Origin of the sequence: Phenylobacterium sp. (assembly GCF_030693625.1) — a bacterium.
Lineage (GTDB): Bacteria > Pseudomonadota > Alphaproteobacteria > Caulobacterales > Caulobacteraceae > Phenylobacterium > Phenylobacterium ferrooxidans.
On sequence record NZ_JAUYAF010000061.1, the window covers coordinates 24,761 to 41,022 of the forward strand.

Sequence of the window (16,262 nt, forward strand, 5' to 3'; positions counted from 1 at the left end):
GCCCTATGAAACGCCTGTTCGCCCTCGCCACCCTGGCCGCTGTGACCGCTGGCACGCCCGCCCTCGCCGACCTCGCCGTGGGCTCCAAGGCGCCTGACTTCAAGGCCCAGGCCTTCCTGGCGGGCAAGCCCTTCACCTTCGACATGGCCGCCGCCCGCAGGAACGGCCCCGTGGTGATGTACTTCTTCCCCTCGGCCTATACCGGCGGCTGCAACCTCGAGGCTCACCTGTTCTCCGAGGCCGCCGACGAGTTCAAGGCCCAGGGCGCGACCCTGATCGGCGTCACCGCAGGCAAGGTCGAACGGCTGGCCGAGTTTTCCGCCGACACCAAGACCTGCGGCGGCAAGTTCCCCGTCGCCGCCGATCCCGGCGCCAAGATCGCCAAGAGCTATGACGCCCCGCTGAAGATGGCCGGGATCAAGGCGCCTGTGGATATGTCGGCCCGCACCTCCTACGTCATCGCGCCGGACGGCACGGTGCTGCTGGCCTACGACAACATGGCCGCCGACGACCACGTCACCCAGACCATGGGCGCCCTCAAGGCCTGGAAGGCCAAGCAGAAGAAGAAGTAGAGCTCAGCGGGGCGAGACTGGAAAAGCTTGCGAAACAACCGCTTTTCCCGTATCTGCCCGCCTCTTCACGGACGGCGGTCTCAAGTCGGAACGTAAAAGGCGCGGGAACCTCCCGCGCGCCGCATTGAGATCCATCGTTTTCGCCGGGCTTCCGCCGACGAACGCGCCGCCTCCACAACGGAAGAAGGAACACATGGCGCTCTACGAGCACGTCGTTATCTCGCGGCAGGATATCTCGCCGCAACAAGCCGAAGCCCTCAATGACCAGATCAAGGCCCTCATCGAAGAGGGTGGCGGCGTGGTCGCGAAGATCGAGTACTGGGGCCTTCGCAACCTGACCTATCGCATCAAGAAGAACCGCAAGGGCCACTATTCCCTGATCTCCATCGACGCCCCGGCGCCGGCGGTGAAGGAAATGGAGCGCCAGCTGTCTCTCAATGAAGACGTGCTGCGCCACCTGACGGTCCGCGTCGAGGAGCTCGACCTTGAGCTCTCGCCGGTCCTGGCCCGTCGCGACCGCGATCGTGAGCGCGAACCGCGCCGCGAAGACAGCTTCCAAGCCTAAGAAAGGGAGGATCATCACATGACCGACGAAACCTCCGAAGCCACCACCGCCGGCGCCCCCGCCGCGGGTGGCCAACGCCGCCCCTTCTTCCGTCGCCGCAAGGTCTGCCCGTTCTCGGGCGCTGGCGCGCCGAAGATCGACTATAAGGACGTCAAGCTGCTGCAGCGTTACGTCTCGGAACGCGGCAAGATCGTGCCCTCGCGCATCACTGCGGTGTCGGCCAAGAAGCAACGCGAACTGGCCAAGGCCATCAAGCGCGCCCGCTTCCTCGCCCTCCTCCCCTACGTCGTGAAGTAGGGAGACAGGCACATGAAAGTCATTCTGCTCGAACGCGTCGAAGGCAAGGGCGTCCTGGGCGATGTGGTCACCGTCAAGGACGGCTACGCGCGCAACTTCCTCCTGCCCCGTCACAAGGCGCTCCGCGCCAACGCCGCCAATCTGAAGGTCTTCGAAGGCCAGCGCGCCGACATCGAGGCCCGCAACCAGAAGGCCAAGGAACAAGCCGGCAAGACCGGTGAGAACCTGGACGGCACGTCCTACATCCTGATCCGTCAGGCGGGCGAAAGCGGCCAGCTCTACGGTTCGGTCTCCGGCCGTGACGTCGCCGACATCGTCAATGCGGCCGGCGGCAAGCTGGAACGCTCGATGGTGGCCCTCGACAAGCCGATCAAGACCCTGGGTCTCCACCCGGTGAAGGTCGTCCTGCACGCCGAAGTCATCGTCACCGTGACCCTGAACATCGCCCGCAGCCAGGACGAGGCCGAGCGCCAAGCCCGCGGTGAGGACGTGATCAACTCGCAATTCGAGGAAGATCGCGTCGCGGCCGAGGAAGCTGCCCAGGACATGCTGGCCGGCGGCGCCGGTTCGCACGAAGGCGACTACGTCGAGAGCTAAGCCTCCCGACCTCTACCGATCTGGCGACGGCGCGGAACCCAAGGTTCCGCGCCGTTTCCTTTTGTCTGCGACAGACGCGGTCGTAGCGCCCCAGAACGGCGCTGAATGTCGCCGATCAATGGGCTAGGTTCCGTTCGCCGGACCTACCCAGACTGAGGTCATCCACAGGCGCCGGATTTCCTGTGCGTAGGCCATCTCGTCACACTGCCCGAGACCTGTCGTTAAGCTATCGGTAACCCATGGCCCTCGTCCCAGCACTCGACCTTCGCCCCGCCCACAACGACACGGCGATCCCCCACGCCCCGGCCAATATCGAGGCCGAGCAGGCCCTGCTTGGGGCTGTTCTCTATGACAACGCCACCTTCGAGCGCATCGGCGACTATCTGCAGGCCCGCCACTTCTACGAGCCCTTCCACGCCCGCCTCTACGCCGCCATCGAGGTCCATGTCCGCAAGGGCCAGCTGGCCGAGCCGATCCTGCTGGCCGAGCAGTTCGGCCGCGACCCGGCCTTCGAGGAGCTGGGGGGCATCCGCTACCTGGCCGACCTGGTGGACCGCGCCCCGCCGGCCGCCAACGCCCCGGACTATTCGCGGGCCATCTATGACCTGGCCCTGCGCCGCGACCTGATCCGCATCGGCGGTGACATCGCCACCACCGCCACCGCGCCCGACGAGGAAACCTCGGCCCGCGACCAGATCGAGGCGGCCGAACAGCAGCTCTATCAACTGGCCGAGAGCGGCGGGACCAGCCAGGGTTTCATCCCCCTGTCCCAGGCCCTGCACGGCGCCGTCACCATGGCCGCCGAGGCCCACAGTCGCGACGGCGGCCTGGCCGGCCTCTCCACAGGCCTCATCGACCTGGACGCCAAGCTCGGCGGCCTGCACCCCTCCGACCTGTTGATCCTGGCCGCCCGTCCCTCGATGGGAAAGAGCGCGCTCGCCGTGAACATCGCCTTCCACGTGGCCCGCAACTACGCCTGGGAGCCCCAGCCCGACGGCAGCAAGAAGACCGTCTCGGGCGGCGTCGTGGCCTTCTTCCAGCTCGAAATGTCCGCCGACCAGCTGGCCATGCGTATGCTGGCCGAGGTCTCCGGCGTGTCCGGCGACCGGCTGCGCAAGGGCGAGATCGACGCGGTGGAGTTCGGCCGCGTGCGCGACGCCGCCCTGGAGATCCAGGACGCGCCGCTCTACATCGACGACACCGGCGGCATCACCATGGCCAAGCTGGCCGCCCGCGCGCGCCGCCTCAAGCGCATGGTCGGCCTCGACCTGATCGTGGTGGACTATCTCCAGCTCGTGACTATCGGCCCCGGCGGCAAGGTGGACAACCGGGTGCAGGAGGTCAGCGCCATCACCCAGGGCCTGAAGACCCTGGCCAAGGAGCTTTCGGTGCCGGTTATCGCCCTGGCCCAGCTGTCGCGCCAGGTGGAGAACCGCGAGGACAAGAAGCCCCAGCTCTCCGACCTCCGCGAATCCGGCTCCATCGAGCAGGACGCCGACTGCGTGATGTTCATCTACCGCGAGGAGTACTACCTCTCCCGTACCGAGCCCCGCGAAGGCACTCCCGAACACCTGACCTGGCAGGACCAGATGGACCAGGTGGCCGGCCAGGCCGAGGTGATCATCGGCAAGCAGCGTCACGGCCCCATCGGCACCGTCAAACTGGCCTTCAACTCCGACCTCACCAAGTTCGGCAACCTGGCGCGCGATCCCAGCCGCTACGACCAGCACAGCCGCGACTGACCCCGGCGATTGAACCGGCTTTCCCTTGCCGCCGGCAGCCTCGCCGAGCGTGACAGCCTGAAGTGGCTACCGGTTCAGGCGCCCGTCACGCTCAAACCCGTAGAATTAGAGCGTTCGTTTCAGATGTTTCCATCTGAAACGAAAAGGCTCTAAGGGAGCGCCAATGGCTCTCCCCTCCTCCGCGCGCCTGACGATCGATCTCGACGCGCTGGCCCACAATTACGGCTTCCTGCGCGACCAGGCGCCGGGCGCGGAGGCCGCGCCGGTGGTCAAGGGCGACGGCTATGGCCTGGGCGCCGGCCCGGTCTGCCGTCGCCTGTGGGCGGAGGGGGCCCGCAGCTTCTTCGTCGCCCGCCTGACTGAGGGCGAGGCCCTGCGCGCGGCGCTTGGCCCCGACCGCCCCGCCGTCATCTATGTGCTGGACGGCATGACCGGGGGCACGGGCCCGCGCCTCGTCGCCGCCGACCTGACCCCGGCGCTCACCAGCGTGCCGCAGGTCGAGGCCGCGGGCAGCTTCGCCTCCACCCTCGGCCGCACCCTGCCTGTCGCCCTGCACATCGACACCGGCATGAACCGCCAGGGGGTCACCCCGGACCAGGCCGTGGCCCTGGCCCAGTCCGGCGACCGCCTGGCCCACCTCGACATCGGACTGGTGATGAGCCACCTGGGGTCAGCGCCCGAGCTCCGCGATCCGCGCAATGGCCGGCAGCTCGAGCGCTTCGCCGCGGCGCGCAAGCTGTTCCCCGACGCCCGGGCCAGCTTCGCGGCCTCGGCCGGCATCTTCCTGGGCGACGACTACCGCTTCGACATGGTCCGCCCGGGCGTCAGCCTCTATGGCGGCGGCCCCGAGGAACGGCCCGATCCGCGCCTGAAGGCGGTGGCGACCCTGGAAGCCCCCATCCTCGACATCCGCAACATCCAGGCCGGCGAGACCGTCGGCTACGGCTCCAGCCGCATCGTCGCCCGCCCCACCCGCGTCGCCGTGGTGGCGGCGGGCTATGCCGATGGCCTGGTGCGCGCCGCCAAGCAGACCGGCCATGCCTGGTTCGCAGGCGCGCTGCGCCCCTTCCTGATTGTCACCATGGATCTCATCCTGATCGACATCGGCGACACCCCGGCCAGCCCTGCCGAAATGGTCGAGCTCATGGGCCCCAACGCCCACATCGACGACCTCGCCGCCGCCGCCGGCACCGTGGCCCACGAATGCCTGGTCCGCCTCAGCCCGCGGGCGGAGCGGGTCTATCTGGGCGAGGTCTGAGCTACACCCAAGCCACGCCCCTCAGGCCTCTTGCGGCGCAGCGTTGACTCGCGAACACGTGTCAGTTATTTCTGACACCTGAAACAGCTTCCTGGGCGACACGCCCGGGAGCCCATGCCCGTCGAGGATTCGCCCCATGACCCGCCGCACGTTTGAGAGTCACCCCAACGCCTATCTTCGGATAGCTGGCGTCATCTACCTGCTGGTGATCGTGTTCGGCGGCTTCTCCGAGGGGTTCGTGATGAGCGCCCTGATCGTGTCTGGAGACCCCGCGGCGACGGCGCGGAATATCACCGGCTCACCGGTGCTCTGGAACCTCAGCCTGGCCGGCAACCTCGTGATCCCGCTGATCGCGGTTCCTCAGATGCTGATCGAGTACCTGCTGCTACGGCCGGTGAACCGGAACCTGGCTCTGCTGTTCCTGCTGCTGAATGCGATCTCGCTGGCGGTCGAGTGCGCCAGCAAGCTGTTCCTGCTGATGGTCGTTCCGATCCTTGGCAGCTCGGACGGGGCCTTCGATCCGCAGCAGATCCAGGCCCTGGCGAGCGTGGCCCTGATCGGCCACAACCTCGCCTTCCACATCACCCTGATCTTCTTCGGCGCCGCCTGCCTGGTGAGCGGTTACCTGATCTTCCGGTCGGGCTATCTGCCCCGACTGTTGGGACTGCTGGTCCAGGCGGCCGGAGCCAGCTACCTGATCGCGACCTTCTCGCGACTGTTTGCGCCGGCCTTCGCCGATCAGCTGACCTCGGCCATCCTGCTCCCGGCGCTGGTCGGCGAGTCCGCGTTCTGCCTGTGGCTCCTGTTGAAAGGTGTGAACCTGACGGCCTGGCGCGGGCGGATTACTTCCCAGGCGCAGCCGGCTTAGCCGGCCGGGCCAGGGCCTGCAGACGTCCCATGTCGATCCCCGCCACCGCGGCCTTCAGGTCGGCCATCGCCACCGCGTCCCCCTCGGCCTGGACCATGAACCGCTCGGCCACCAGGACACCGTAGCTGCCGTGCTTCGATGCATTGTCGAAGGATTCCGTGCTCATCCTCCCCTCCGGCGTCTGGTCGATCCGGTCATAGCGGCGACCGTTCTCGGTGGAGGACTGGACGTTGAAGGCCGTGGCGACCCCGGCCAGGGCGCCGGCCGCTCCCAGGTCGGTGATGGTCAGGGTGTAGGTTCCGTCGCCCTTTGCGTAGCTGGCCTCGGCCGAGGCGCCGGAGGCGCCGCTCGCCCCTACGCTGCCGGCCCGAACCGCGGTGCGCGGATAGCCCGCCGCCTTCGCCGGCAGCATCGCCTTCAGCACCTCGGGGTCGGTCGGCACGATCTCGCGCGCGCGCTCGGCGGCCGCCGCGATCTGGTCCCCGGCCGCCTCCAGCTTGGCGATGTCGACGGACCGGCCTCCCGACGCCGGGACCGTGGTGACCGCCGATCCGGCGCCGGCGCCCTCGCCCATCCGCCGGATGGGCTGCAGGACCGCGGTGACCACCAGGCTGATGAGGATCGCTGCGACCACCGCCAGCACCACATAGGCCGCCGCCTTGCCCTGCGCGGGCTTCATCAGCTTGGGCAGGCCCAGGTACAGCAGGTAGAGGCTGTAGATCCCCGCGAGAAAGGCCAGGAGCCCGAAGGGCGGGAAGACGAAGACGATCCCGGCCAGCCAGCCCGCCGTTCCCGAATAGGCCGCCACCTTCAGGGCCTGGACCTGGTTGCGCTTGGCGCCAAAAGACGGCGCGAAGGCGTTGATCACCACCGCCAGCATCATCACGCCCAGCAGGGTGGTGAGATAGGCGGCGACGCCCGCGCCCAGGGCGCTCAGCACCGGCGGACGGAACGACACCCCGTCCTTGGGATTGCCGAACACCATCGCGCCGATGAACCCGGCGACCGGCCCGATGGCGGCCAGCGGCATGACATAGGTGAGGTAGAGGCCCGCCAGGCTGGCCGGCTCCTGTTCGATCTCATCCCAGGTGGCCGCCGGCGCGGTTAGGATCGCCCGCACCCGCGCGATCAGGCGCTTTCCCGGCGATCGCGGCTCTGCGACGCTCATGCCCAGTTCCCGGCCTTCAACATCCTGCCCCCGCCCCCATATGAGCAGGCCAACGCCCCTAGCCAGCGCCCGTTCCGCCGCCTTGTGAAGTGCGTTTCGGGGTAGTCTCGGGCTCGACCCCGAATCAGGAGACCCCATGGCCCGCGACGGCGCAGTCTATGTTTGCCAGACCTGCGGCGCGACGCAGACCAAATGGGCGGGCCAATGTCCCGCCTGCCTGGCCTGGAACTCCCTCGTGGAGGAGGTGCAGAGCCGCCCGCCCGGCGCGCTTGCCCCCACCCGCAGCAGCGCGCGCGGCAAGGGCCTGCCCTTCCAGGGCCTTGAGGAACACACGCCCGCCCCGCCCCGCATCCAGACCGGTGTCGCCGAGTTCGACCGGGTCTGCGGCGGCGGCGTCGTGCCGGGCTCCGCCATCCTGCTGGGCGGCGATCCGGGCGTCGGCAAGTCCACCCTGCTGCTGCAGGTGGCGGCCTTCGCCGCGCGGCGCGGCGCCAAGTGCGCCTACATCTCCGGCGAGGAGGCCGTGGAGCAGGTCCGCAGTCGCGCCCAGCGCATGGGTCTGGCCGACGCCCCGGTGCGCCTGGCCGCAGAGACCTCCCTGCGCGAGATCGTCGAGGGGCTGAAGCGCGAGAAGTTCGACCTGGTGGTCATCGACTCCATCCAGACCATGTGGAGCGACGCCCATGAGGCGGGCCCCGGCTCGGTCACCCAGGTCCGCGCCGCCACCGGCGAGCTGGTGCGCCTGGCCAAGAAGCAGGGCGTCGCCATCATTCTGGTGGGCCACGTCACCAAGGAGGGGACCATCGCCGGTCCCCGGGTGATCGAGCACATGGTTGACGCCGTCCTGGCCTTCGAGGGCGAGCGTGGCTACCCGTTCCGCATCCTGCGCGGGGTCAAGAACCGTTTCGGCGCCACCGACGAGATCGGCGTCTTCGAGATGGGGGACGGCGGCCTGGCGGAGGTCAAGAACCCCTCGGCCCTGTTCCTCGACACCTCCGGCGAACGCGCCGCCGGCGCTGCGGTCTTCGCCGGCATCGAGGGGTCCCGCCCGGTCCTGGTGGAGTTCCAGGCCCTGGTGGCGCCCTCGGCCTATGGCACGCCGCGACGCGCCGTCGTCGGCTGGGACACCGGGCGGCTGGCCATGGTGCTGGCGGTGCTGGAGGCCCGCTGCGGCCTCGGCCTCGGCAATCGCGATGTCTATCTGAATGTGGCCGGCGGCCTGCGCATCAGCGAGCCGGCGGCCGACCTGGCGGCGGCGGCGGCCCTGGCGTCCTCGGCCCTCGATGTCGCGCTTCCCCAGGACTGCGTTGTGTTCGGCGAGGTCAGCCTCTCGGGGGACGTCCGCCACGTCAGCCGCATGGATTCACGTCTGAAAGAAGCCGCAAAGCTCGGTTTTAAAAGGGCTTTCGGGCCGGCCGACGTTGACGGGGGCCCCCTGAAGATGACCGGTGTCGCCCGCCTGGGTGACGCCATCCGCCGGATCGGCGACGGCGATTGGGATTAGACGGTTTGCCTTGGTTCGACATCGTCGTGCTCTCCATCCTCCTGGCCTCGGCCGGGGTGGGGTTCTATCAGGGCGCGGCCCGCGAGATGGTCGCCGTCCTCTCGTTCCTGATCGCCGCCATCGTGGCGGTCGTGGCCCTGCGGTTCACCGGCCCCATGGGTCGGGCGATCGTCGATCCGGACTGGGCCGGCACCGCCGGGGCGGTCCTGGCCACCTTCATCCTGGTCTACGGGGTCCTGCGACTTACGGGCGCAGGCCTTGCGCGGCGAATTCAGGAAACTCAGATCCTGGGTCTGTTGGACCGCACGGTCGGCCTGGGCTTTGGTCTGATCCGCGCCTTCGTGGTCCTCGGGGCCTTCAACCTGGCCTTCAACGCCGCGACCCCTGTGGAGTTGAGGCCCGCGTGGATGACCGGCGCGGTCTTCTATCCCATGACCACGGCGGCAGGTCAGATCCTCAAGGCCTTCGCGCCGCGGGGTCTGGACATGGCCAACAAGCTGAAACCGGCGGTTTCCAGCGCGGTCCGTGAAGGTTCTGCGAACGCTCCGCGTGACTCCAACGACGGTCGCGGCTATGACGCCCGCGATCGCGGCAGTATCGATGATCTAGTGGAGAAATCCCGATGACCCAGTCACTGGATCGATGGCGACAGGCTCCCCGCGATCCCGATGACGATACGCCCCGCCTGGAGTGCGGCGTGTTCGGAGTCTTCGACACCGACGGCGCCTCGGCCATCACCGCGCTCGGCCTCCACGCCCTCCAGCATCGCGGCCAGGAAGCCTGCGGCATCGCCAGCTTCGACGGCCAGGGTTTCCACACCGAACGCCATATGGGCCACGTGGGAGACGCCTTCGCCGGCGGCGACCTCATGGATCGCCTGCCCGGCCAGACCGCCATCGGCCACACCCGCTACTCCACCGCCGGCGGGTCTTTCATCCGCAACGTCCAGCCGATGTTCGCCGACCTCGAGGCTGGCGGCCTGGCTATCGCCCACAACGGCAACCTCACCAACTTCCTGACCCTGCGCCAGCAGCTGGTGGCCGAGGGCGCCATCTTCCAGTCCACCTCGGACTCCGAGGTCATCCTCCACCTCATCGCCCGCTCGCGCCGCGCGCGGCTGGTGGACAAGTTCATCGACGCCCTGTCGGTGATCGAGGGCGGCTACGCCCTGGTGGCGCTCTCCAACAAGAAGCTGATCGGGATCCGTGACCCCCTGGGCATCCGCCCCCTGGTGCTGGGCGACCTGGACGGCAAGGCCGTACTGGCGTCCGAGACCTGCGCTCTCGACATGATCGGCGCGGCCTTCGTCCGCGACATCGAGCACGGAGAGATGGTGATCATCGATCACGATGGCATCGAGTCCATCCGCCCCTTCCCGGCGGCCAAGGCCCGTCCCTGCATCTTCGAATATGTCTACTTCGCGCGCCCCGACTCGGTCGTGAACGGCCGCTCGGTCTATGAGGTGCGCAAGCGCATGGGCCGCAAGCTGGCCATGGAAAGCCATGTCCCCGTGGACGTCATCGTCCCCGTCCCCGACTCCGGCGTCCCCGCGGCCCTCGGCTACGCTCAGGAAACCGGTGTCCCCTTCGAGATGGGGATCATCCGCAACCACTATGTCGGTCGCACCTTCATCCAGCCGACCCAAGGCGCGCGGGAAATGGGCGTGCGCATGAAGCTCTCCCCCAACCGTTCGGTGCTGGCCGGCAAGCGGGTGATGCTGATCGACGACTCCATCGTGCGCGGCACCAACTCCGTCCGCGTCGCCCGCATGGTGCGCGAGGCCGGGGCCGCCGAGGTTCACCTGCGCTCGGCCTCGCCGCCGATCATGTGGCCCGACTACTACGGCATCGACATGCCCGACCGCGACAAGCTGCTGGCCGCCAACCATTCGGTGGAGGAGATCGCCAAGATCCTGGAGGTCGACTCCATGGGCTACCTCTCCGTGGACGGCCTCTATTGGGCGATGGAGTCGGCGCCCCGCGATCCCGACCAGCCGCAGTTCACCGACCACTATTTCACCGGTGACTACCCGACCCGTCTGCTGGATCGCGAGATCGCCGACGGCCGTAACGAGACCTCGGAGCGGCAACTGTCGTTCCTGGTCGACGCGTGAGCGGAGAAAAGGCTGGCGGCTGGCTCAGCCGCCTGAAGCCCGACTGGTACATCATCCTGATCATCAGCATGGTGGCGCTCGCCTCCCTGCTGCCGGCGCGCGGCGCGGCTGCTCCGGTGTTCGGCGTGGCCACCCAGGTCGCCATCGCACTGGTTTTCTTCCTGCACGGCGCCAAGCTGTCGCGCGAGGCGGTGATCAAGGGCGTCACCCACTGGCGGCTGCACCTGCTGGTCCTGGCCGCCACCTTCGTGATGTTCCCGGTGCTCTGCCTGGGCCTGGCCGCCCTGCCCGGCGCCATCACGCCTGCGGCGCTCGCGCCTGGCCTGATCTTCCTGGGCTGCCTGCCCTCCACCATCCAGTCCTCGATCGGCTTCACCGCCATCGCCCGGGGCAATGTGGCCGCCACCGTCGCCTCGGCCACGGCCTCCAACCTGCTGGGCATCGCCCTGACCCCGATCCTGGCGGCGGTGCTGATGCAGACCCAGGGCGGCTTCTCCCTGGAGTCCGCCCAGTCCATCGTCCTGCAGCTGCTGCTGCCCTTCATCGCCGGCCAGCTGCTGCGGCCGTGGGTCGGGCCCTGGATCGCCAAGCGTTCGAAGATGGTGGGCTATGTGGATCGCGGCTCCATCCTGCTGGTGGTCTATTCCGCCTTCTCGGAGGCCGTGGTGGAGGGGATCTGGAGCAAGGTCAGCACTCTCGACCTCGCGCGCCTGCTGATCCTCTGCTGCGTGCTGCTGGCCGCCGTCCTGCTGATCACCCTGTTCGCGGCCCGCGCCTGCCGGTTCAACAAGGAGGACGAGATCACCATCGTCTTCTGCGGCTCCAAGAAGAGCCTGGCCAGCGGCGTGCCCATGGCCGGCGTCCTCTTCCCGGGCGCGCAACTCGGCATGATCCTGCTGCCGGTGATGATCTTCCACCAGATCCAGCTGATGGCCTGCGCGGTCATCGCCAACGCCTACGCAAAGCGGGCGGACACAGAACCCCAGACCAGCTAGAAGCGCCGCCATGACTGATACGAACCTCCCCCTCGCCGGCAAGATCGCCCTGGTCACCGGCGCCTCGCGCGGCATCGGCCGCGCCTCCGCCCTCGCCCTGGCCAAGGCCGGCGCCCATGTCATCGCCGTGGCCCGCACCACCGGGGCCCTGGAAGAGCTGGACGACGAGATCCGCGCCGCCACCGGCCAGCCGGCCACCCTGGTCCCCATGGACATCTCTCAGGTCGAGGGCCTCGACCAGCTGGGCCTGGCCATCCATGAGCGCCACGGTCGCCTGGACATCGTGGTTCACGCCGCCGCCATCCTGGGGGTCATCACCCCGGTCAGCCACATTGAGCCGGCGCTGTTCGACAAGGTGGTCACCACCAACCTCACCGCCACCTTCCGGCTCATCCGCGCCACCGAGCGGCTGCTGCGGGCCTCGGAGGCCGGGCGCGCCATCTTCATCACCACCGGCCGCGTCCAGCGCCCGAAGGCCTTCTGGGGCGCTTACGGCGTCTCCAAGGCGGGCATGGAGCACCTGGTGCAGACCTGGGCCGACGAACTGGAGAACACCACCGTCCGCGCGGTGCTGGTGGACCCTGGCGTCATGCGCACCAAGATGCGCGCCGAGGCCATGCCGGGCGAGGATCCCATGGACCTGCCCCATCCGTCGGAGATCGGACCCATGATCGTCGACCTGGCCCAGGCTGACCTGGGCCAGCCGAAATCTAGCGTTTTGTTTTCGGACTGGAAGCTGACGTCCGGCTCGCCCGCTTCGGCTTGACGCCGGGCCGGGCCAGCTTTTGGGTGCGCCCCTTGGGGTTGCCCACCAGCTTGGGCTTGGCCACGTAGGACCGCTTGGGCTTGGCCTCTGCGCCCGCCTTGGCCTTGGCCGATGCCGCGGCCTTGGATTTCGCACGCATCCCCGTCGTCGGGCCGCCCACGGCCTTGGCGGCCGCCCTGGCCGCGAAGCCGCCGGTGGGGCCGCTCTTGGCCTCCCCCTCGGCGAAGGGGTTCTTGTTGGACTTCACCGTCAGCCGCATGGGCACGCCGGGCAGGTCGAAGCTCTCGCGCAGCGAGTTGATCAGGTAGCGGCGATAGTGGTCGGGCAGCTGGTCGGCCCGGCTGGCGAACAGCACGAAGGTCGGCGGCCGCGCCTTGGTCTGGGCCATGTACTTGGGCTTGATCCGCCGCCCGCCCACCGAGGGGGGCGGATGGCGCTGCGTCGCCATGGAGAGCCAGTCGTTCAGGTCCCGCGTCTTGACCTTGGTGGACCAGTCGCCGTGCACCTTGAAGACCGCGGGCATCAGCTTGTCGAGGCCACGGCCGGTCTCCGCTGACAGCGCCACCACCGGGGTTCCCCGCAGCTGCGGCAGCAGGCGGGCGGCTTCCTCGTTGAACATGGCCAGGGTCTCGCGCTGGTCCTCCACCAGGTCCCACTTGGCCAGGCAGAACACCAGCCCACGGCCTTCGCGCTCAACCAGATCGGCGATCTGCAGATCCTGCACCTCGAAGGGATGGGTGGCGTCCATCACCAGGATCACCACCTCGGCATAGGTGATGGCGCGGATGGAATCCTGGCCCGACAGCTTCTCCAGCTTCTCCTCGACCCTCGCCTTCCGGCGTAGCCCGGCGGTGTCCACCAGCCGGATGGCCCGGTCGTCCCAGGTCCAGTCGACGGGAATGGCGTCGCGGGTGATCCCGGCCTCGGGGCCGGTCAGCAGGCGGTCCTCGCCGATCAGCTTGTTCACCAGGGTCGACTTGCCCGCATTGGGGCGCCCCACGATGGCGATCTGCACCGGCTTCTCGACAGCGTCGCCGTCCTCGAACTCGTACTCCACCGCATAGGGGGCGATGGCCTGATAGAGGTCGGCCATCCCTTCGCCGTGCTCGGCGGAGATCGGAATGGGTTCGCCCAGGCCCAGGCTGAAGGCGTCGTTGATGCCGTCGTCGCCGCGCTTGCCCTCGGCCTTGTTGGCCAGCAGCAGCACGGGCTTGTCCCGGCGGCGCAGGATCTCGCCGAACACGCGGTCCATGGGCGTGATGCCGTCGCGGGAATCCACCACGAACAGCGCCACGTCGGCCTCGTCGATGGCCAGTTCGGTCTGGGCGCGCATGCGGGCCTCGAGGCTCTCGTCGGTGACGTCCTCGAAGCCGGCGGTGTCGATCAACTCCAGTTCGATGTCGCCGATCCGGCCCGCGCCGAAGCGCCGGTCGCGGGTGACGCCCGGCCGGTCATCGACAATGGCGAGCTTCTTGCCCGCCAGCCGATTGAACAGGGTGGATTTACCGACGTTCGGACGCCCTACGATCGCAAGCCTGAGCGGCATGGGGTCCTGGTCTTTTCTCTTCGTCTATCGCAGCGCGATGAGTTGGGCCTCATCGGTCGCGATATAGATCGTGTTGTTGATGGAGATCGGGCCGAGCAGAACGCCCGAGCCGAGGTTCATGGTCTTTTCCACCGCGCCGGTCTTGGCGTTCAGGGCCACCAGTTCGCCCTGGTTGGAGGCGGTGATCACCTTGCCGGAGGCCAGGATCGGGCTCGACCAGATCGGCTTGGAAACGTACTTCTTCTTGCCAAGGCTGATGCCCATCAGGCCGCCCTTGGCCTTGCCGCGGCCTTCGCCCAGGTCGCGGATCCAGTAGATCTGGCCGCTCTCGCGGGCCACGCAGATCACCTGGCCGCCCTTGTCCACCACATAGACCACGTCGCCCGAGGGCCAAGGCGTGGTGATGCCGGTGATCGGCAGGGTCCAGCGCGCCTGGCCGGTGCGCAGGTCGGTGGCGGCGAAGACGCCGGAATGGCTGACCGCGAAGACGTCGCCCTGGAAGATCACCGGGCGGCCGGGAATGTCGCGGATTTCGGACAGGGCGTTGTTGCGGCTGGCCCGCGACAGGGCCTCGTTCCACAGGTCGTTGCCGTTGGCGGCGCGCAGGGCCACCAGTTCGCCTGAGCCGAAGGCGGCCACGACGGTGTCGCCGGAGACGGCGGGGCTGGAGGCGCCCAGGATGCGCGAGGATTCCGACAGCGCCTGATAGGTCCAGCTCGCGGTCCCATCGGCGGTGTTGTAGCTCAGCAGGGTGTTGTCCACCGCCACCACGAACAGGCGTCCGCCCGCCACGGTGGGGGCCGCATGGATTGGCTGCTCGGTGGCCACCTTCCAGCCGACCGCGCCGGTGTCGGCGTTCAGCTGGGCGATGAACCGGTAGCCCGAGGCGACATAGAGCTTGCCGTCGGCGATGGCGATCCCGCCGCCAAAGGCTTCCTTGTCGCGCTTGGAGTCGGGACGCAGATTGACCTTCCACACCTCGGCCCCGGTCTGGGCGTCGAGGGCCGAGACCGTGGCCTCGCCGTCCATGACATAGATCTTGCCGTTGGCGGCCACCGGCGGCGCGGTGACATGGGCGCCGCGGCCCGAGCCCTGGCCGAAGCCGCGCTTCCAGGCCACCGACAGCCCGCCGCCCGCGGCCACGTGGGCGACGGAGTTCTCAAGCGTGCCGCCCGGCATGGACCACTCGCTGAGCGCCACCGGGTCGGGCAGGAAGAAGTCGACGCCCTTCAGGGCCTCGGCGGCCTCCACATTCTGGTCGAAGGCGATGATGGCGATGCGCTCGCCCTCGCTGGCGACCTCGCCAGGGGCCTCGTCCTTCGGGAAGGGGTTGAGGCGGCTGAGCGTCGAGCACCCGCTCACGCTCAGGGCGGCCGTCAGGAGCAGGGCAAGGCCGGTGCGGCTGCGAAGCGTCATTTGGCGTCCGGGGTTGGCTGTTGCGTCGGAGCGGAAAGGCCCGCGGAGGCCCCCGGCGGAAGGAGCACGCTCTGCGGCGGCAGGGCCGCGGCGGCGCGCGCGGCGGCGGCGACATTCTTGGCCGAGCCGGAGTCGATCAGGTCCATGGCGGCCTTGGCGCGGTTGCGGGCGCCTTCCGAAGCGTCGGCGATCAGCGAGATGACCACGAAGTCGCCCCGCGCTCCGGCCAGGTCGCCGTGCATGATCTTGGCGAAGGCCAGGGCCTCACGCGCCTCGGTGCGGTACGGGCGGCCTTCCTTGGTCATGGGCGTCAGGCGGGCCTCCAGGTCCTTGTAGGGAGCCGTGTCGAGCAGGGCGAAGGCGGATTTGAGGCGGGCGACGTCGCCGATGATGTCGTTCGGCGCGGCCTCTGCGGCCTGGTCGAAATAGGTCACGGCCTCGGCCGGCTTGCCGGCGGCGATCTTGATGCCGCCCTGGTGCTGCAGGGCCAGAGACTTGTAGGCCTTGGACCCGGACTTCGCGACCTCGCCGAACAGCCGGTCGGCCTCGTCGGCACGGCCCGCGCCGAAGGCCTCCAGGGCCTGGGCGTACTGCTCGGAGGCCTTCGAGGTCGTCTTGGTCTGGTAGGCGTCATAGCCCCAGACCGCGAGCGCGATCACCAGGGCGGCGGCCAGGACGGCGCCGACCCAGGGCAGGGCTTTGAGCGCAAGCGCCTTGTAGCGGTCGGTGCGAAGCTGCTCCTCGACCTCTTCAAAGACATCAACCACGTAGGAGAACTCCGCACGAAAGGCGCAAGGGGAATAGAGCGGCGGAACCTATAGCGGCAGCGTGGCCATCGCAACGGTCCGGCGTCGT

16 protein-coding genes are annotated in these 16,262 nt (G+C 68.6%); 12 read left to right on the forward strand and 4 right to left on the reverse strand.

Going from position 1 to position 16,262, the window contains the following annotated elements:
- Window positions 1-5: 5 nt before the first annotated feature.
- From Q8N10_RS12535 to Q8N10_RS12565, 7 genes are all read left to right on the forward strand, one after another.
- Window positions 6-572 (forward strand): peroxiredoxin, encoded by a 567-nt coding sequence (locus Q8N10_RS12535; protein WP_304774754.1) that lies wholly within the window; start codon window positions 6-8, stop codon window positions 570-572.
- Window positions 573-765: 193 nt separating this feature from the next.
- Window positions 766-1,137: a 30S ribosomal protein S6 gene (gene rpsF, locus Q8N10_RS12540; protein ID WP_304774756.1), complete on the forward strand. Its 372-nt coding sequence runs from the start codon at window positions 766-768 to the stop codon at window positions 1,135-1,137.
- Window positions 1,138-1,155: 18 nt separating this feature from the next.
- Window positions 1,156-1,434 carry a 30S ribosomal protein S18 gene (gene rpsR, locus Q8N10_RS12545; RefSeq protein WP_215340908.1) on the forward strand — a complete coding sequence of 93 codons (279 nt, stop codon included), beginning with the start codon at window positions 1,156-1,158 and terminating at the stop codon, window positions 1,432-1,434.
- A gap of 12 nt (window positions 1,435-1,446) precedes the next feature.
- On the forward strand, window positions 1,447-2,031 hold the full coding sequence (gene rplI / locus Q8N10_RS12550; protein WP_304774758.1) for a 50S ribosomal protein L9: 585 nt from the start codon (window positions 1,447-1,449) through the stop codon (window positions 2,029-2,031).
- A 239-nt stretch (window positions 2,032-2,270) separates the two neighbouring features.
- Window positions 2,271-3,773 carry a replicative DNA helicase gene (locus Q8N10_RS12555; RefSeq protein WP_304774760.1) on the forward strand — a complete coding sequence of 501 codons (1,503 nt, stop codon included), beginning with the start codon at window positions 2,271-2,273 and terminating at the stop codon, window positions 3,771-3,773.
- A 163-nt stretch (window positions 3,774-3,936) separates the two neighbouring features.
- On the forward strand, window positions 3,937-5,031 hold the full coding sequence (alr, locus tag Q8N10_RS12560; RefSeq protein ID WP_304774762.1) for an alanine racemase: 1,095 nt from the start codon (window positions 3,937-3,939) through the stop codon (window positions 5,029-5,031).
- Window positions 5,032-5,167: 136 nt separating this feature from the next.
- A complete protein-coding gene (locus Q8N10_RS12565; protein ID WP_304774763.1) occupies window positions 5,168-5,899 on the forward strand; it encodes a DUF4386 domain-containing protein in 732 nt (243 codons plus the stop codon).
- On the opposite strand, the gene Q8N10_RS12570 is transcribed toward Q8N10_RS12565, so the two are convergent.
- Window positions 5,874-7,067 carry a Yip1 family protein gene (locus Q8N10_RS12570; protein WP_304774765.1) on the reverse strand — a complete coding sequence of 398 codons (1,194 nt, stop codon included), beginning with the start codon at window positions 7,065-7,067 and terminating at the stop codon, window positions 5,874-5,876. The genes Q8N10_RS12565 and Q8N10_RS12570 overlap by 26 nt on opposite strands.
- Window positions 7,068-7,203: 136 nt before the next feature.
- On the opposite strand from Q8N10_RS12570, the gene radA reads away from it, so the two are divergent.
- Genes radA through Q8N10_RS12595 form a run of 5 tightly spaced genes read left to right on the forward strand, consistent with a single transcriptional unit; the run spans window position 7,204 to window position 12,445 of the window.
- Window positions 7,204-8,571: a DNA repair protein RadA gene (gene radA / locus Q8N10_RS12575; RefSeq protein WP_304774766.1), complete on the forward strand. Its 1,368-nt coding sequence runs from the start codon at window positions 7,204-7,206 to the stop codon at window positions 8,569-8,571.
- Window positions 8,572-8,576: 5 nt separating this feature from the next.
- Entirely contained in the window at window positions 8,577-9,197 is a 621-nt protein-coding gene (locus Q8N10_RS12580; RefSeq protein ID WP_304774768.1) for a CvpA family protein, read from the forward strand.
- Entirely contained in the window at window positions 9,194-10,684 is a 1,491-nt protein-coding gene (purF, locus tag Q8N10_RS12585) for an amidophosphoribosyltransferase (protein WP_304774770.1), read from the forward strand. The genes Q8N10_RS12580 and purF overlap by 4 nt, the downstream gene beginning before the upstream one ends.
- A complete protein-coding gene (locus tag Q8N10_RS12590) occupies window positions 10,681-11,679 on the forward strand; it encodes a bile acid:sodium symporter family protein (RefSeq protein ID WP_304774772.1) in 999 nt (332 codons plus the stop codon). Before purF ends, Q8N10_RS12590 begins: the two co-directional genes overlap by 4 nt.
- 10 nt (window positions 11,680-11,689) lie before the next feature.
- Window positions 11,690-12,445 (forward strand): SDR family NAD(P)-dependent oxidoreductase, encoded by a 756-nt coding sequence (locus Q8N10_RS12595; protein ID WP_304774774.1) that lies wholly within the window; start codon window positions 11,690-11,692, stop codon window positions 12,443-12,445.
- Here the strand turns inward: Q8N10_RS12595 and der are convergent.
- The 3 genes from der to Q8N10_RS12610 are packed head-to-tail and all read right to left on the reverse strand — an operon-like array spanning window position 12,390 to window position 16,174.
- Window positions 12,390-13,991 carry a ribosome biogenesis GTPase Der gene (der, locus tag Q8N10_RS12600; RefSeq protein ID WP_304774776.1) on the reverse strand — a complete coding sequence of 534 codons (1,602 nt, stop codon included), beginning with the start codon at window positions 13,989-13,991 and terminating at the stop codon, window positions 12,390-12,392. The two genes, Q8N10_RS12595 and der, sit on opposite strands and share 56 nt — an antisense overlap.
- A 24-nt stretch (window positions 13,992-14,015) precedes the next feature.
- The gene (locus tag Q8N10_RS12605) at window positions 14,016-15,407 is read right to left on the reverse strand and encodes a PQQ-like beta-propeller repeat protein (RefSeq protein WP_304774778.1); all 1,392 of its coding nucleotides are present in this window, start codon (window positions 15,405-15,407) and stop codon (window positions 14,016-14,018) included.
- Window positions 15,404-16,174 carry a tetratricopeptide repeat protein gene (locus tag Q8N10_RS12610; RefSeq protein ID WP_304774780.1) on the reverse strand — a complete coding sequence of 257 codons (771 nt, stop codon included), beginning with the start codon at window positions 16,172-16,174 and terminating at the stop codon, window positions 15,404-15,406. The genes Q8N10_RS12605 and Q8N10_RS12610 overlap by 4 nt, the downstream gene beginning before the upstream one ends.
- Between the last annotated feature and the right edge of the window lie 88 nt (window positions 16,175-16,262).